The 14,028-nt window shown below is 48.9% G+C and carries 18 protein-coding genes and 5 pseudogenes; 11 read left to right on the forward strand and 12 right to left on the reverse strand.

The window, feature by feature from the left end; all coding sequences use genetic code 11:
* Positions 1 to 9: 9 nt before the first annotated feature.
* The 6 genes from fruK to ACD630_RS12925 all read right to left on the reverse strand — a co-directional run bounded on the left by fruK (position 10) and on the right by ACD630_RS12925 (position 3,367).
* Positions 10 to 951, reverse strand: a complete 942-nt coding sequence (gene fruK, locus ACD630_RS12900) for a 1-phosphofructokinase (protein ID WP_430359280.1) — start codon at positions 949 to 951, stop codon at positions 10 to 12.
* Positions 948 to 2,078: a fused PTS fructose transporter subunit IIA/HPr protein gene (fruB, locus tag ACD630_RS12905; RefSeq protein ID WP_430359281.1), complete on the reverse strand. Its 1,131-nt coding sequence runs from the start codon at positions 2,076 to 2,078 to the stop codon at positions 948 to 950. Before fruB ends, fruK begins: the two co-directional genes overlap by 4 nt.
* A gap of 17 nt (positions 2,079 to 2,095) precedes the next feature.
* Entirely contained in the window at positions 2,096 to 2,389 is a 294-nt protein-coding gene (locus ACD630_RS12910; RefSeq protein WP_430359282.1) for a hypothetical protein, read from the reverse strand.
* Positions 2,301 to 2,744 (reverse strand): IS630 family transposase, encoded by a 444-nt coding sequence (locus ACD630_RS12915; RefSeq protein WP_430360033.1) that lies wholly within the window; start codon positions 2,742 to 2,744, stop codon positions 2,301 to 2,303. The genes ACD630_RS12910 and ACD630_RS12915 overlap by 89 nt, the downstream gene beginning before the upstream one ends.
* Entirely contained in the window at positions 2,657 to 3,124 is a 468-nt protein-coding gene (locus ACD630_RS12920; protein ID WP_430359283.1) for an IS630 transposase-related protein, read from the reverse strand. The genes ACD630_RS12915 and ACD630_RS12920 overlap by 88 nt, the downstream gene beginning before the upstream one ends.
* Before the next feature lie 78 nt (positions 3,125 to 3,202).
* The gene (locus ACD630_RS12925) at positions 3,203 to 3,367 is read right to left on the reverse strand and encodes a sigma factor-like helix-turn-helix DNA-binding protein (RefSeq protein WP_430359284.1); all 165 of its coding nucleotides are present in this window, start codon (positions 3,365 to 3,367) and stop codon (positions 3,203 to 3,205) included.
* Between the two features lie 313 nt (positions 3,368 to 3,680).
* On the opposite strand from ACD630_RS12925, the gene ACD630_RS12930 reads away from it, so the two are divergent.
* On the forward strand, positions 3,681 to 4,859 hold the full coding sequence (locus tag ACD630_RS12930) for a sugar efflux transporter (protein WP_430359285.1): 1,179 nt from the start codon (positions 3,681 to 3,683) through the stop codon (positions 4,857 to 4,859).
* A gap of 19 nt (positions 4,860 to 4,878) precedes the next feature.
* Here ACD630_RS12930 and ACD630_RS12935 read toward each other — a convergent pair whose 3' ends face one another.
* From ACD630_RS12935 to ACD630_RS12955, 5 genes and pseudogenes are all read right to left on the reverse strand, one after another.
* Complete coding sequence (locus ACD630_RS12935) at positions 4,879 to 5,133, reverse strand: YkgJ family cysteine cluster protein (protein WP_430359286.1); 255 nt, start codon at positions 5,131 to 5,133, stop codon at positions 4,879 to 4,881.
* A 32-nt stretch (positions 5,134 to 5,165) separates the two neighbouring features.
* On the reverse strand, positions 5,166 to 5,336 hold the full coding sequence (locus ACD630_RS12940) for a hypothetical protein (RefSeq protein ID WP_430359287.1): 171 nt from the start codon (positions 5,334 to 5,336) through the stop codon (positions 5,166 to 5,168).
* Positions 5,337 to 5,364: 28 nt separating this feature from the next.
* A pseudogene (locus ACD630_RS12945) lies at positions 5,365 to 5,784 on the reverse strand (transposase); the annotation flags it as partial.
* Positions 5,708 to 6,001 (reverse strand): IS630 transposase-related protein, encoded by a 294-nt coding sequence (locus ACD630_RS12950; protein WP_430359288.1) that lies wholly within the window; start codon positions 5,999 to 6,001, stop codon positions 5,708 to 5,710. The gene ACD630_RS12950 and the pseudogene ACD630_RS12945, both read right to left, overlap by 77 nt.
* 15 nt (positions 6,002 to 6,016) lie before the next feature.
* Positions 6,017 to 6,244, reverse strand: coding sequence for an IS630 transposase-related protein (locus tag ACD630_RS12955; RefSeq protein WP_430359289.1), 228 nt, complete (start codon positions 6,242 to 6,244; stop codon positions 6,017 to 6,019).
* A 146-nt stretch (positions 6,245 to 6,390) separates the two neighbouring features.
* Between ACD630_RS12955 and mtr the strand changes: the two genes are divergently transcribed.
* The 9 genes and pseudogenes from mtr (at position 6,391) to ACD630_RS13000 (ending at position 12,677) form a co-directional block, all read left to right on the forward strand.
* Entirely contained in the window at positions 6,391 to 7,641 is a 1,251-nt protein-coding gene (mtr, locus tag ACD630_RS12960; protein WP_430359290.1) for a tryptophan permease, read from the forward strand.
* 131 nt (positions 7,642 to 7,772) lie between these two features.
* Positions 7,773 to 8,345 (forward strand): annotated as a pseudogene (yeiP, locus tag ACD630_RS12965) (elongation factor P-like protein YeiP).
* A 209-nt stretch (positions 8,346 to 8,554) separates the two neighbouring features.
* Positions 8,555 to 9,336, forward strand: a pseudogene (locus ACD630_RS12970) (site-specific integrase); the annotation flags it as partial.
* An 18-nt stretch (positions 9,337 to 9,354) separates the two neighbouring features.
* Positions 9,355 to 9,492 carry a hypothetical protein gene (locus ACD630_RS12975; RefSeq protein ID WP_430359291.1) on the forward strand — a complete coding sequence of 46 codons (138 nt, stop codon included), beginning with the start codon at positions 9,355 to 9,357 and terminating at the stop codon, positions 9,490 to 9,492.
* 387 nt (positions 9,493 to 9,879) lie between these two features.
* The gene (gene mepS, locus ACD630_RS12980) at positions 9,880 to 10,455 is read left to right on the forward strand and encodes a bifunctional murein DD-endopeptidase/murein LD-carboxypeptidase (RefSeq protein WP_430359292.1); all 576 of its coding nucleotides are present in this window, start codon (positions 9,880 to 9,882) and stop codon (positions 10,453 to 10,455) included.
* A gap of 192 nt (positions 10,456 to 10,647) precedes the next feature.
* Positions 10,648 to 11,115, forward strand: a complete 468-nt coding sequence (locus ACD630_RS12985; protein WP_430359293.1) for an IS630 transposase-related protein — start codon at positions 10,648 to 10,650, stop codon at positions 11,113 to 11,115.
* The gene (locus ACD630_RS12990; protein WP_430360034.1) at positions 11,037 to 11,468 is read left to right on the forward strand and encodes a transposase; all 432 of its coding nucleotides are present in this window, start codon (positions 11,037 to 11,039) and stop codon (positions 11,466 to 11,468) included. Before ACD630_RS12985 ends, ACD630_RS12990 begins: the two co-directional genes overlap by 79 nt.
* Before the next feature lie 64 nt (positions 11,469 to 11,532).
* Positions 11,533 to 12,456, forward strand: a pseudogene (locus tag ACD630_RS12995) (IS5 family transposase).
* A 92-nt stretch (positions 12,457 to 12,548) separates the two neighbouring features.
* Positions 12,549 to 12,677, forward strand: a complete 129-nt coding sequence (locus tag ACD630_RS13000) for a hypothetical protein (RefSeq protein WP_430360138.1) — start codon at positions 12,549 to 12,551, stop codon at positions 12,675 to 12,677.
* 21 nt (positions 12,678 to 12,698) lie between these two features.
* On the opposite strand, the pseudogene ACD630_RS13005 reads toward ACD630_RS13000, so the two are convergent.
* A pseudogene (locus ACD630_RS13005) lies at positions 12,699 to 13,001 on the reverse strand (hypothetical protein); the annotation flags it as partial.
* A 151-nt stretch (positions 13,002 to 13,152) separates the two neighbouring features.
* Between ACD630_RS13005 and yieE the strand changes: the two are divergent.
* Positions 13,153 to 14,025, forward strand: a complete 873-nt coding sequence (yieE, locus tag ACD630_RS13010; protein ID WP_430359294.1) for a DNA-binding transcriptional regulator YeiE — start codon at positions 13,153 to 13,155, stop codon at positions 14,023 to 14,025.
* The last annotated feature ends 3 nt before the right edge of the window (positions 14,026 to 14,028 follow it).

Raw genomic sequence — 14,028 nt, forward strand, 5'->3', positions numbered from 1 at the left:
CTCTTGCTGTTAGTGATTGAAGGGTTTCAGGTCGACACGCGCCATCATCGCGGCCAGCTGAGGTCGATCGGTAATGCCAACATTGCTTTGGCTTACGGCCAGCGCAGCCACTGCGGTTGCCAATCGTAAGGTGTGTTCACTCGATTCACGCATTAACAGGCCATAAATCAATCCGCCGACCATGGAATCACCGGCACCTACGGTGCTGACAACATCGCAAGCCGGTGGCTTGGCCAACCAGGCACCCGAGGCATTAACCCACTGGGCACCTTCCGCCCCCAACGAGATCACCACATGAGCGATACCTTGCTCACGCAGCGCATGGGCAGCGTCTACCACATCTTCCAGCGTGGGCAACTTGCGGCCAGCCCAGATTTCCAGCTCACGACGGTTGGGTTTCACCAACCAGGGCGCGGCTTTCAGCCCCGCTACCAGCGCCTCACGGCTGCTGTCGAAAATAATGCAAGGACATTGGGTCCGCAGACGTGACATCCAATCAGTAAACGCATCCGGATCGACGCCTGCGGGCAAGCTACCACTGACGGCAACCATGTCGAACTGCCCTAACCAACTGAGCGAGTCATTGACGAAGCGCTGCCAGTCTTGTTGTGTGACATCGAACCCGGAGAAGTTGAAATCGGTCACTTCACCGGCTTTTTCTGTCAGCTTGACGTTGATACGCGTGCGACCGGGGACAACCTGAAAACGGTTGGAAATGCCCAGTTCGCTGAACAATTGCTGAAAGCCGTCCTGATTGTCTTTGCCCAGAAATCCACCCACCGTGACGTCAATCCCGAGGTCTTTCAGCACCTTGGCAACATTAATACCTTTGCCTGCGGCATGAAGACCCGCCGTTTGCACCAGGTTGACTTCACCCCGTTCAATTTCGGGGCAATATCCCACTAGGTCATACGCGGGATTCAGGGTAATGGTGGCAACTCGCCTGCTCATGCTGCGCCCTCTCCTAATCCAGAATTAATTGCTTCGCCAATCGCCGCCAATGCCTGTTCAGCATCGCTGCCCACTGCGGTGAAACGCAGCTTATGGCCCTTTTTAACGCCCAGCACCACCACCTTCATCAGGCTGCGCCCGTTGGCCGGTTTACCGGCTCCATCAAGGTTGGTCACCGTGATCTCACTGGTGAACTGTTTGATAACATTCACCAGCATGGTTCCCGGGCGGGCGTGCAACCCGTGCTCGTTGCGGATGGTGTAATCTGCGGTCAGCACATCGTTTTCTTCCGGTACGTCACTGGTCAGCAATGCCAGCAGCGTGGCAGCATCAGCATTCAGCAAGCGTTCAGCTTTCTGTGCGATCAACAGGTTGCTTAAATAATCGATAGGGGCCAACGCTTGTTCATCCGCGGCGGCAACCGTAATCAGCAGTGCCACCGGCTCGTCATAGGCGGTGAACGCGGTGACTGGGCGGCTTACAGCGACAGCACTCGCCAGATTGCCCTGTGCGTTATCGCTCAACCACACGCCTTGTCCCAGATAAAGCTGCTTCTGGCTGACGACCGCGCTGACAAACCCGGCATCAACGGCACCGACCTGCTGCAAACGACCCGCGTTCAACGCCTGTAACGTCAGCAGGCTGTCCGTGGCAACGTCCAACGTGATCAACGAGGTATCAAAACGGAAATCCGCGCTCTGCTGCTCCCCCATCAGCAAACTGCGCAACTCTTCTGCTGACGCGGTTTTTGCCATACGCGCTGCAACGTTTTTGTCGCTCAGCACATGGGTTAGCTGACGCAATAACGCCAGATGCTCGTCCGAGCGAGCTGCGATGCCCAGCACCACATAGGCGGTCTCCTCTCCCCAAGCGATCCCCTGCGGAAATTGAAACACCTGAACACCAGTTTTCAGCACCAGATCACGCGTATCAGCTGTGCCGTGTGGAATAGCAATACCATTACCTAAATAGGTCGACGTTTTCAGTTCACGCTGCAACATGCCCTCGACATACGCAGGGCTGACACCCCCGCCAGCAGCCAGTGCGGCCGCCACTTGCTGGATAGCGTCCTGCTTATCGCTGGCAGCCGCACCCATATGAATATCTTTCTGTGATAACTGGAACATGACGCTCCTCTCCGCTTTTATTGAATCGCTTCAGTAAACAAATAAAGATATAAGGCCACGAATGGCGAACAATGCAAAGAAAAGGATGGCTGAAACGTTTCACTAAGTCTGGGCCTAATGTTGCTTTTATGCAAATATTCCACGTATTTCATGTGATGAATTTTTGACATCACGCACATTTTAGCCATTGAGCATGCTGAATTCATAGTATAGCCAAGCGACTTAATTTTGATTACACCATATGGACTGAGAACAAAATCTCTGTATCGCAACCACTCTCTCTTTTTTTGCTTGTGCCCATTTATGCTCAATTGGGTTAAGATCTGGCGAATATGTAGGCAAATACTCCACCATATACCCTGTATCGATGATGACTTGTTGAATATTATGTTTTTTGTGAAAAGTTGCATTGTCCATCACGATTACACTGTTTTTAGGGAGTACTGGGATAAGGACTTGTGTGACCCAGGAATAGAAAACATCGCTGTTAATATTGATATCAAATAATCCGATAGCAAACAGCGTTGTGCCTAATAAAGCGCCGATAACATTTGTTCTTCCCTTGACTCCCCCGTTCTTCAGGCCAAAACACCGTTGACCTTTTGGGGAATAGCCGTGAGTCCGTGGGGTATCGTGTGGAAAACCACTTTCATCAATAAAAACAATAGGCTTACCTTCTTTTTCATACTGTTGTTTTTTTGTTGAAATGCTTGCCGGGCGCTTTCGTCGGCTTTCGGATGACGTAGCGTTTTTTTATAGGTCAATCCCAGCTTTTTAAGAGCGTGCCAAATGGCCTTCTGACAAACGCCAAAACGCTCTGCACGTTCTTTTTGGTAAGCATCTGGATATTGTTCAACATCTTTCATCAACTCGGATTTATCGATCTTTCGCTGACGCGTGGTCGATGCTTTTGACGCTATTTGATTAATCCAACGCGATACAGAGGCAGGGCCAATCCGAAATTGCTTCGCTGTTTCTCGGATACTCAACCCTTCTTCTTCCCGTGTAGATATCACTTTACGTCTAAAATCAATTGAATAGCTCATTTAAATAATGCAATCAAAATTAAGTCGTTTAGCTATAGAACACATCCTGAGGAATATCGTCAGATCGCATGGCCGAAATTAGCGATCCTTACAGGTCAGGCAAGCGAACATCGCCTGTGCCATGTATTTTTTCACCATACGATCGCAGACAGCAAGGCGATCGGCCACTTGCTGGTACGTCAGTCCATCAATATGCCCCCAAAGAAACGCCTGCCTAGCCTTGGCAGACAGCGTACTGAGCATGCGATCTATAGCCAACCGACTTAAAAATGATTACAACAGATACCCTGATATGCGGCAAAAAAGCATAGCTGGCTGTTATCAAAATAATGTCGGTTGGCTATAGAAAGTCGCACCAGCTGAAGGCTTGCTGAAGCAAAAAAGATGAAGCATCTTTTCAGAAAGCGCACAGCTCGCGTAAAATACGCGCGCTGTGGTATCACGGTTTGCATTTTCTGACTCAAACGGTACTGACTCTCATCTTGCACGTTTTTTGCACGCGCGTATCTTCCATACGTTTTCTGACACACAAACGCACTGCCCTAGATTGTTAATTATGTCTATATTGAACTCCGTATTGCGGCGTCAGCCCGATCTGACCTCCTTTGCATTCCTGGTCATTGCTTTCCTGACCGGTATTGCCGGGGCATTGCAATTGCCAACGTTGAGCCTGTTCCTTTCGACCGAAGTGAAAGTAAACCCGCTGATGGTGGGGCTCTACTACACGGGTAGTGCTGTTATCGGCATTGTCGTGAGCCAAATGCTGGCCACACGCTCCGACAAGCAGGGCGACCGTAAACGGCTGATTCTGCACTGCTGCATACTGGGTGCACTGGGATGCGTGCTGTATGCCTGGAACCGTAATTACTTTATCTTGCTGATTCTCGGCGTCCTTCTCTCAAGCTTTGGTTCGACCGCTAACCCACAGCTATTCGCGTTGGCGCGCGAGCACGCCGATCGTACCGGGGGCGAAGCCGCGATGTTTAGCTCAGTGATGCGTACCCAGATCTCCCTGTCTTGGGTGATCGGCCCGCCGGTGGCTTTTGCCCTGGCGCTGGGTTTTGGCTTCCCAGTGATGTACCTCACCGCAGCAGTGGTATTTTTGCTGTGTGGCGCGCTGGTGACCTTTCTGCTCCCCTCAATGCAGAAATCGGCCTTGCAAACAGACACGACGTTGACATCACCGCGTCAGAATCGACATGACACGCTGCTGCTTTTTTTCGCTTGCACCGCCATGTGGACCTGTAACGGGGTTTACCTGATTACGATGCCTTTATATGTAGTCAACGCACTGGGGCTGTCTGAGAAGCTGGCAGGGATCATGATGGGCACGGCGGCCGGGCTGGAAATTCCTGTTATGTTGATTGCGGGCTATGTGGCAAAACGCGTTGGTAAACGCATTTTGATGCGCATTGCCGTCGGCGCAGGACTGCTTTTTTATGTCGGGCTGGTGCTGTTCAGCGCAGAGTGGGTGCTGTTAGGATTACAAATGCTGAACGCCATTTTTATCGGTATTTTGGCAGGTATCGGCATGCTCTATTTTCAGGATTTAATGCTAGGGCAAGCGGGCACCGCCACCACGCTATTTACCAACACCACGCGCGTAGGTTGGATCATTTCCGGATCGCTGGCCGGCATCGTGGCACAATTTTGGGGTTATCACGCCGTCTTCTCTATTTCCCTGCTGATGAGCGTGGGAGCGGCTTACTGTATGTGGAAAATCAAGGACGTATAAACAAACGATACTGCCCCTATCAGGGAGCCGTTTCTGCCTCAAGCTGTAAAAGATAAGTCAGCGCATCATCCCGCGTTGTCATACACATCTCCGCCTGCGGTTGCAGCGTCGCGCGCACCGCAGGTCGCAACGGCGAGCCAAACAAGCCACAGCGCATCGCGGCATCAAGGTGCAGGCAGCGTACGTTGGCGGGTTTCCCCTCCGGCATTCCCGGCAACGGACTGGAGATTGACGGAGCAATACAGCAGGCCCCACAGCCTGAACGACATTCCATCCTGTTTACTCGCAAGGCGGGTTTAATGGCTGCTAAAGCCTAGCAAATTTGCCCGATAACACCAGCGTAATGCAGAGAAATTTACCATTTCCCCCGCCTTTATAGCCAAGCGACTTAATTTTGATTACACCATATGGACTGAGAACAAAATCTCTGTATCGCAACCACTCTCTCTTTTTTTGCTTGTGCCCATTTATGCTCAATGGGGTTAAGATCTGGCGAATATGTAGGCAAATACTCCACCATATACCCTGCATCGATGATGACTTGTTGAATATTATGTTTTTTGTGAAAAGTTGCATTGTCCATCACGATTACCCTGTTTTTAGGGAGTACTGGGATAAGGACTTGTGTGACCTAGGAATAGAAAACATCGCTGTTAATATTGATATCAAATAATCCGATAGCAAACAGCGTTGTGCCTAATAAAGCGCCGATAACATTTGTTCTTCCCTTGGCTCCCCCGTTCTTCAGGGCAAAACACCGTTGACCTTTTGGGGAATAGCCGTGAGTCCGTGGGGTATCGTGTGGAAAACCACTTTCATCAATAAAAACAATAGGTTTACCTTCTTTTTCATACTGTTGTATTTTTTGTTGAAATGCTTGCCGGGCGCTTTCGTCGGCTTTCGGATGACGTAGAGTTTTTTTTATAGGTCAATCCCAGCTTTTTAAGAGCTTGCCAAATGGCCTTCTGACAAACGCCAAAACGCTCTGCACGTTCTTTTTGGTAAGCATCTGGATATGGTTCAACATCTTTTATCAACTCGGATTTATCGCTCTTTCGCTGACGCGTGGTCGATGCTTTTGAGGCTTTGTTGAATAAACATATTTTATGCTGCACTCCCTGTGAAACGACAGATCCTCGCAACACAAAATCATGCAGTTAGGCCTCATAAGAAAACTGTAAATCTGATGTGACAAGCATTTTATACCAAAACTGGCTGGCAAAACAGCATGACTCACTATTATTCAACAAAGCCGCTATTTGATTAATCCAACGCGATACAGAGGCAGGGCCAATCCGAAATTGCTTCGCTGTTTCTCGGATACTCAACCCTTCTTCTTCCCGTGTAGATATCACTTTACGTCTAAAATCAATTGAATAGCTCATTTAAATAATGTAATCAAAATTAAGTTGTTTAGCTATATCGTCATAAGCGTTGGCTATTTCACGTTTTACTGGCAGATCGACGATTTACTTAACCATAAGTTTCTTGTATCATTAAACTAGTACAATGACTTTACCTTGGAGCTGCAATGTCAGCCGACGTTTTCCCGCTTTCTCGTTCGCGCTCTGCCTTTGGCGGAGCCATGATCATTGCTGGCACTGCCGTAGGTGCAGGCATGTTTTCGATTCCGATTGTTACCGGCGGTGTCTGGTTTAGTGGCTCGGTGCTGTTGCTGGTTGCCACTTGGTTTTGCATGTTTGCCTCCGGACTGATGATCCTGGAAACCAACCTGCACTACCCCGCCGGTGCCAGCTTCCATACCATGGTGAAAGATCTGCTCGGGAAACATTGGAATACCCTGAACGGTCTGTCCGTGGCCTTTGTACTTTATATTTTAACCTATGCCTATATCTCAGCGGGTGGTTCAATCATCACGCACACGCTGGCAGATGTTTTTCCCATAGGGCACGCTACATCAGGGTTAATATTTTCTCTACTGGTTGCCTTTACTGTCTGGCTCTCCACGCGCGCCGTGGATCGGCTAAGTACTCTTCTGATTGGCGGTATGGTGATTACTTTTGTGCTGTCAGTGAGCGACCTGCTCACTCAGGTCAACCCCCCTCGTCTGTTGATGAGCGCGCCCGCGGATGCGCCCTACTTTCCCTATGCACTGGCAGCGCTACCCTACCTGTTGGCCTCTTTTGGCTACCATGGCAATGTACCCGGTTTGGTGAAGTACTATCACAAGGACGGGCGCACGGTGGCGCGCAGCCTGTTCTACGGCACCTTACTTTCACTGGCGATCTATTTACTGTGGCAGTATGTGATTCAAGGCAACATTCCACGTGAAGGATTTAAAGCCGTGGTCGCCGAGGGCGGTAACATCGGCAATTTACTTCAGCACATGGGCAACACTGCGCAAAGTGCCTATCTGATCCCCTTGCTGAACGCCTTTTCTTATATGGCACTGGCCAGTTCCTTCCTCGGCGTATCCCTGGGACTGTTTGACTATATTCAAGACTCTTTTTCACTGGCAGATACACCACGAGGCCGTACACAGGCAGCCAGCATCACCTTTATTCCGCCAACGCTTGCCGCCTTGCTGTATCCGGATGGTTTTCTGCATGCCATCGGTTTCGCAGGGCTGGCGGCGACGCTGTGGGCAGTGATCATTCCTGCCTGTATGGTCGCCGCCGCCCGCAAGCGCTTTGCTCCTGATAGCACGACCTATCGCGCACCAGGTGGAATGTGGCTGGTGGTTATCGTTCTGGCGTTTGGCGCCATTAACATCGTGGCGCACCTGCTTACACTATTGGGCGCTCTGCCGGTGTACGCCTGACCGACCTGCTATAAAATAGAACGACTGCGATGAATGCGCGAGCGGATGATAAAATGCCGCTTGCCTGAATTTAGCGGCGCGAGTAACGTGTCGCCACAAAAATGTCTTTTTCTTTATAACAGGTTTTTTTCATGGCAAGAGCGAACGAAATCAAACGTGGCATGGTGATCAATTACGGTGGCAAGCTGCTGTTGGTAAAGGATGTCGACATCCAAAGCCCCAGCGCTCGCGGTGCCAGCACGTTGTACAAAATGCGCTTCTCCGATGTACGTACCGGCCTGAAGGTTGAGGAACGTTTCAAGGGTGACGACATTCTCGATACCATCACCCTGACACGCCGTTTTGTCACGTTTTCCTATATGGACGGTGATGAGTACGTCTTTATGGATGATGAAGATTACACGCCGTATATCTTCAAAAAAGAGCAAATTGAAGATGGACTGCTGTTTATACCGGAAGGCGGGATGCCGGGCATTCAGGTACTGACCTAGGATGGACAAATCTTGGCGCTGGAACTGCAGCAAACGGTAGATTTGGAAATTGTAGAGACCGCACCAGGCATCAAAGGTGCTTCAGCCAGCGCCCGCAACAAACCGGCGACCATGAGCACCGGTCTGGTGGTTCAGGTGCCAGAATACCTGAGCGCAGGTGAAAACATTCGTATTCATATCGCCGAGCGTCGCTATATGGGCCGCGCCGACTAAGTCTCTCTCGCGCCGGTCATTGACTGGCGCGATGGAGAAGCGATTCAGGCTAAAACTATCACTGTTCTTAGTCATTACGCTGTTTGTAGGGTTTTTTACTTCTGTCATTTTCTCGAGCATTTTGGGCGGTTTTGTTATATTTTTGCATTCACGGGACACCATAAGAGACACCACAATTTGGTGTCCTGATATGCGGAGAAAATAACGAAATGGCCTACTTTACGATTGCTAAACGCCCTCGCGCAGATGGGTCAGTCAGATACCGCTGCACAGTGGGCGTGAAGGAGCAGGGTAAACACCTTTACCGCGAAAGTAAAACGTTGGGAAATTAGCTGTAGCAAAGACCTAGGGTACCCGTCGTGCTGCTGAACTTGAGGAGCATGGTGTCCCGTCCGATTCAGATGCAAGCCAAATAACTGTTCGTCAGCTGCTGATGAAGTACCTCAACGATCCGGACTTAGCCGGCAAAGCAGGACGTACAAAGAGCTATGTTCTCAATATGCTGGTGGATTGTGATATCGCAGAGATTACACTGGCGGACCTGTCTGTTAATGATGTCGTTGAGCATGGGCGCTTGCGAGCAGGTGCTGGTGCTGGCCCGGCGACAGTTTCCCACGACTTAAGCTACCTTTCTTCCGTACTTTCCGCCGCTAAACCAATTTTTGGTATCGAGTACACGGCAAATCTGGTCGTTGATGCGCGCGTGATATTGGTTAACTTAGGGATGGTTGGGAAATCACAGCGGCGCAGTCGTCGCCCCGTCGGTGATGAGTTGGCGCGCCTAGAGGCGGGACTTCGGACGCGGCAAGAACATCGTGCGGCAGCTATTCCTTTTGTGGATATTCTCAACTTTTCAATATTGTCGTGTATGCGTATTGGAGAGGTATGTCGTATTCGCTGGGATGATATCGACGAGAAGCAAAAGGCCGTGATGGTAAGAGATAGGAAGGATCCCCGAAAGAAAGACGGTAACCATATACTGATACCGTTATAGCCAAGCGACATTATTTTGATAACAATTAGCTGTATTTTTTTGCCACATATCAGGGCATTGGCTGTAATCATTTTTAAGTCGCTTGGCTATATTACATCATTAATTCTTATAAAGAATTTCCATAAAAAGACGGCTTTGTTGAATAATAGTTAGTCATGCTGTTTTGCCAGCCAGTTTTGGTAGAAAATGCTTGTCACCTCAGGTTTACAGTTTTCTTATGAGGCCTAACTGCATGATTTTGCGTTGCGAGGATCTGTCGTTTCACCGGGGGTGCAGCATAAAATATGTTTATTCAACAAAGCCTAAAAAGGCTTGCAATCGCCGGAGCGTTAGGGTGGTCTCGGTAAAGTTTGAGTTTTACCGAACGCGGTTATTCTTGGAATGGAAGAAATTATGTGCGATTCCACACATTTTCATCCTCAAGTGGTTGGTCCAAGTAAAACTCTGTTTTAGTCTGACTCTCGTTTCGGCGTTTATATATGGCGTAGTTGCACACATGACGATGGTGGTCGTTAAGGAAATCAAGGGAACATAACGATAATGGTCAAATCTCAACCGAGCCTGAGATATATCTGGCGGGCAATTCCCGCCTTGGCGATGGCACTTGCGCTATCTGCCTGTACAAATACAGGATCTCATCAAGCACAAACTGATCGTTCTGCAATAAATGATAAAGACAGTCTTTTATTGCAGGCCTCTCAGGACGAATTTGAAGCCATGGTGCGTAACCTGGACATCAAATCCAAACTGATGGATCAATATGCCAGTTGGAAAGGTGTACGTTATCGTTTAGGTGGTGACGGCCGCAAAGGTATTGATTGTTCTGCCTTTGTTCAACGTACCTTCCGTGAACAATTTGGCATGGAACTCCCACGTTCGACTTATGAACAGCAGGAATCGGGCATTCAGGTTCAGCGCGGCAAACTTCGCCCCGGCGATTTGGTGCTGTTCCGGGCTGGTTCCACCGGTCGTCACGTTGGCATCTACATTGGTAATAACCAGTTTGTTCATGCCTCCACCCGTGCGGGTGTGATGATTTCCAGCATGGACGATGCCTACTGGAACAAACGTTATCAGGAAGGTCGTCGCATTTTCAGCAAAGGCGCCACCAGTTAACGGTATGACCAGTTAGTCACATTTCCCTTGATGTGCAAAACGAAAACAGAGCGCCGCTTAATCAGCGGCATTTTTTTTATCATGATGAGGCATACACCAACCGCCGCGCTCTAGGCTGAACGTAACGCTTGATGAAAAGCTGTTCAACTCTCTGACATAGCTAAACGACTTAATTTTGATTGCATTATTTAAATGAGCTATTCAATTGATTTTAGACGTAAAGTAATATCTACACGGGAAGAAGAAGGGTTGAGTATCCGAGAAACAGCGAAGCAATTTCGGATTGGCCCTGCCTCTGTATCGCGTTGGATTAATCAAATAGCGTCAAAAGCATCGACCACGCGTCAGCGAAAGAGCGATAAATCCGAGTTGATAAAAGATGTTGAACCATATCCAGATGCTTACCAAAAAGAACGTGCAGAGCGTTTTGGCGTTTGTCAGAAGGCCATTTGGCAAGCTCTTAAAAAGCTGGGATTGACCTATAAAAAACTCTACGTCATCCGAAAGCCGACGAAAGCGCCCGGCAAGCATTTCAACAAAAAATACAATAGTATGAAAAAGAAGGAAAACCTATTGTTTTTATTGATGAAAGTGGTTTTCCACAAGATGCCCCACGGACTCACGGCTATTCCCCAAAAGGTCAACGGTGTTTTGGGCTGAAGAACGGGGGAGCCAAAGGAAGAACAAATGTTATCGGCGCTTTATTAGGCACAACGCTGTTTGCTATCGGATTATTTGATATCAATATTATAGCCAACCGACTTAAAAATGATTACAGCCAATGCCCTGATATGTGGCAAAAAATACAGCTAATTGTTATTAAAATAATGTCGCTTGGCTATAACAGCGATGTTTTCTATTCCTGGGTCACACAAGTCCTTATCCCAGTACTCCCTAAAAACAGGGTAATCGTGATGGACAATGCAACTTTTCACAAAAAACATAATATTCAACAAGTCATCATCGATGCAGGGTATATGGTGGAGCATTTGCCTACATATTGGCTTTGTTGAATAAATAGAACTTTTGGGTAATCATCGGAGCAGATCAACACAGTTGTTTCAAAATCAGGTCTCCATGGCAAAACAAAATTTTAAAATGACCAGCTGGCCCTCTTATAACAAGGCCCTCAAGCAGCGCTGTTCTCTAACCGTATGGCTAGATGAATCAGCCATTGCTGCATGGACGGAAAAAAACACTACTGAACGGCGTGGACGACCGCTCCACTACTCAGATATGACCATCACCACAGTCCTGATGATGAAACGCGTGTTTGGCCTTTCATTGAGGGCTTTACAGGGCTTTGGTGACTCGATTTTTAAACTGATTAAATTGTCACTCCATTGTCCAGACTATTCGCTGCTCAGCAAGCGAGCAAAGACAGTGAACATCAGCATAAAAACGCCAACCCGTGGTGAAATCTCACATCTGGTCATTGATGGAACCGGCCCGAAGGTCTTTGGCGAAGGCGAATGGAAAGTCCGGCAGCATGGTGCCGACAGACGCAGGGTATGGCGTAAGCTGCACCTGGCAGTAGACAGTGTGACGCATGAGATTATCTGTGCGGATTTGTCGCTCAGTGGTACGACTGATGCCCAAGCTCTACCGGCGCTGATAAACCAGACCCACCGGAAAATCAGAGAGGCATCGGCTGACGGCGCTTAGGATACAGTTTACTGCTATGATGCTCTGCTGAGGAAGAAGATAAGGCCGCTTATCCCGCCACGAAGGGGGGCGCAATATTGGCAAGATCGCTACCACGAGCGTAACCCCGCTGTTGCAAATCAGCGCATTAGCGGCAGTAACGCTATCTGGAAAAAGAAAGTGGGCTATCACCGGCGCTCAGTGGCTGAAACGGCCATGTTCCGGTTCAAAAGGCTTCTGGGTGGTCATCTAAGTCTGAGAGACTACGATGCTCAGGTGGGTGAAGCCATGGCCATGGTCAAAGTGCTTAACCTGATCACGCTATTAGGAATGCCGAACAGTATTCGCATCACGTAACAATCGACCCGTATGGGGCGCAGTCGTTACAAGTTCTGATTTATTCAACAAAGCCCTACATATTCGCCAGATCTTAACCCAATTGAGCATAAATGGGCACAAGCAAAAAGCAAAAAAAGAGAGAGTGGTTGCGATACAGAGATTTTGTTCTCAGTCCATATGGTGTAATCAAAATTAAGTCGCTTGGCTATATGTTGCAGGCTGAGACGAAAACCATATAGCACAATGCCCAAACGCAGCAGATGATGCTTTGAGCAATTAACACCCTCATCACAGTAGCGTTGCAGGCGTGGGTAAAGCGTGTTGCCAATCAATGCGCCGCCCACCATGGCAAGGGTCAGTGAACCCAATTCCATGTGGGCAACCGAAGGGAGCGCGGTCAGCTGCAGAAACCCGGCGGTCATAAGGGCAATAAAAAGCAGGCCAAGTAGCTTGCGTAAAAGCGGGTGGATAGATTTATCACCTTGAATTATAAAAAGAGATGCCATTGTAATACCTGTTTGAAGTCGAGCTAACCAGGAACACAGCCTATGATGAGTAGCCATAAAAGAGAAATTGATTATATGCTTATAACCTATTGCTATAGCAAACCGATTTAAAAATGATTACAACAGATACCCTGATATGCGGCAAAAAAGCATAGCTGGCTGTTATCAAAATAATGTCGGTTGGCTATATTTCCGGTAAGGGCTAACGATGCACATCACGTTAAGACAACTTGAAGTTTTTGCAGAGGTCCTGAAAAGCGGATCGAGCACACAAGCGTCCGTTATGCTGGCCCTTTCTCAGTCTGCCGTGAGCGCAGCGTTATCGGATTTGGAAACGCAACTGGGCGTACAACTGTTCGATCACGTCGGTAAGCGGTTGGTGGTGAATGAGCATGGGCGATTGCTTTATCCAAAAGCGTTGGCCATCCTGGAGCAGTCGCTGGAGATAGAAAAAATGTTCCAGCAAGAGAATGGTGCGTTACGCGTGTTCGCCAGCAGCACCATTGGTAACTATCTGTTGCCTGCCATGATTGCCCGCTATCGCCGTGATTATCCCTCTATCCCTTTTGAGCTGCATGTGGGCAACACCCAGGATGTGGTGATGGCGGTGTCGGAATTCAGCGTCGATCTCGGTTTTATCGAGGGGCCTTGTCATCATCCGGATTTGGTGACGCAACCTTGGCTGGAGGATGAACTTGTGGTCTTTTGCGCCCCTGAGAATCCTCTCGTACAGCAAACGCTTACCGTCCCGATGCTAGCGGAAGCACCGTGGATCTTGCGTGAACGTGGCTCAGGCACGAGGGAAGTATTGGATCACCAGCTCTTGGCACAATTACCCCATTTTAAACTGGTGATGGAGTTGGGGAACTCCGAGGCGATCAAGCATGCCGTGCGTCACGGCATTGGTATCAGTTGCCTGTCACGTCGTGTCATTGCCGATCAGTTGGCTGCGGAGTCACTGGTGGCGTTGCAGCTGGAGCAACCGCGCTTGGTGCGTACACTTTATCTGGTGCACCACAGACAAAAACACCTTTCCAATGTGTTGCAACGCTTTCTGGAATACTGTCAGCCAGCAAAGTAGAGT

Source organism: Symbiopectobacterium sp. RP (genome assembly GCF_050472005.1).
In the GTDB taxonomy this organism is placed as follows: domain Bacteria; phylum Pseudomonadota; class Gammaproteobacteria; order Enterobacterales; family Enterobacteriaceae; genus Symbiopectobacterium.

Excerpts from the sequence above, each read along its gene's own strand:
- ACD630_RS12930 (WP_430359285.1), top strand. The coding sequence starts at position 3,681 with ATGTCTATATTGAACTCCGTATTGCGGCGTCAGCCCGATCTGACCTCC.
- yieE (WP_430359294.1), top strand. The coding sequence starts at position 13,153 with ATGCACATCACGTTAAGACAACTTGAAGTTTTTGCAGAGGTCCTGAAA.
- ACD630_RS12935 (WP_430359286.1), bottom strand. The coding sequence starts at position 5,133 with ATGGAATGTCGTTCAGGCTGTGGGGCCTGCTGTATTGCTCCGTCAATC.
- ACD630_RS12955 (WP_430359289.1), bottom strand. The coding sequence starts at position 6,244 with ATGAGCTATTCAATTGATTTTAGACGTAAAGTGATATCTACACGGGAA.
- ACD630_RS12925 (WP_430359284.1), bottom strand. The coding sequence starts at position 3,367 with ATGCTCAGTACGCTGTCTGCCAAGGCTAGGCAGGCGTTTCTTTGGGGG.
- mtr (WP_430359290.1), top strand. The coding sequence starts at position 6,391 with ATGTCAGCCGACGTTTTCCCGCTTTCTCGTTCGCGCTCTGCCTTTGGC.
- fruB (WP_430359281.1), bottom strand. The coding sequence starts at position 2,078 with ATGTTCCAGTTATCACAGAAAGATATTCATATGGGTGCGGCTGCCAGC.
- fruK (WP_430359280.1), bottom strand. The coding sequence starts at position 951 with ATGAGCAGGCGAGTTGCCACCATTACCCTGAATCCCGCGTATGACCTA.
- ACD630_RS12920 (WP_430359283.1), bottom strand. The coding sequence starts at position 3,124 with ATGAGCTATTCAATTGATTTTAGACGTAAAGTGATATCTACACGGGAA.
- ACD630_RS12985 (WP_430359293.1), top strand. The coding sequence starts at position 10,648 with ATGAGCTATTCAATTGATTTTAGACGTAAAGTAATATCTACACGGGAA.
- mepS (WP_430359292.1), top strand. The coding sequence starts at position 9,880 with ATGGTCAAATCTCAACCGAGCCTGAGATATATCTGGCGGGCAATTCCC.
- ACD630_RS13000 (WP_430360138.1), top strand. The coding sequence starts at position 12,549 with ATGGGCACAAGCAAAAAGCAAAAAAAGAGAGAGTGGTTGCGATACAGA.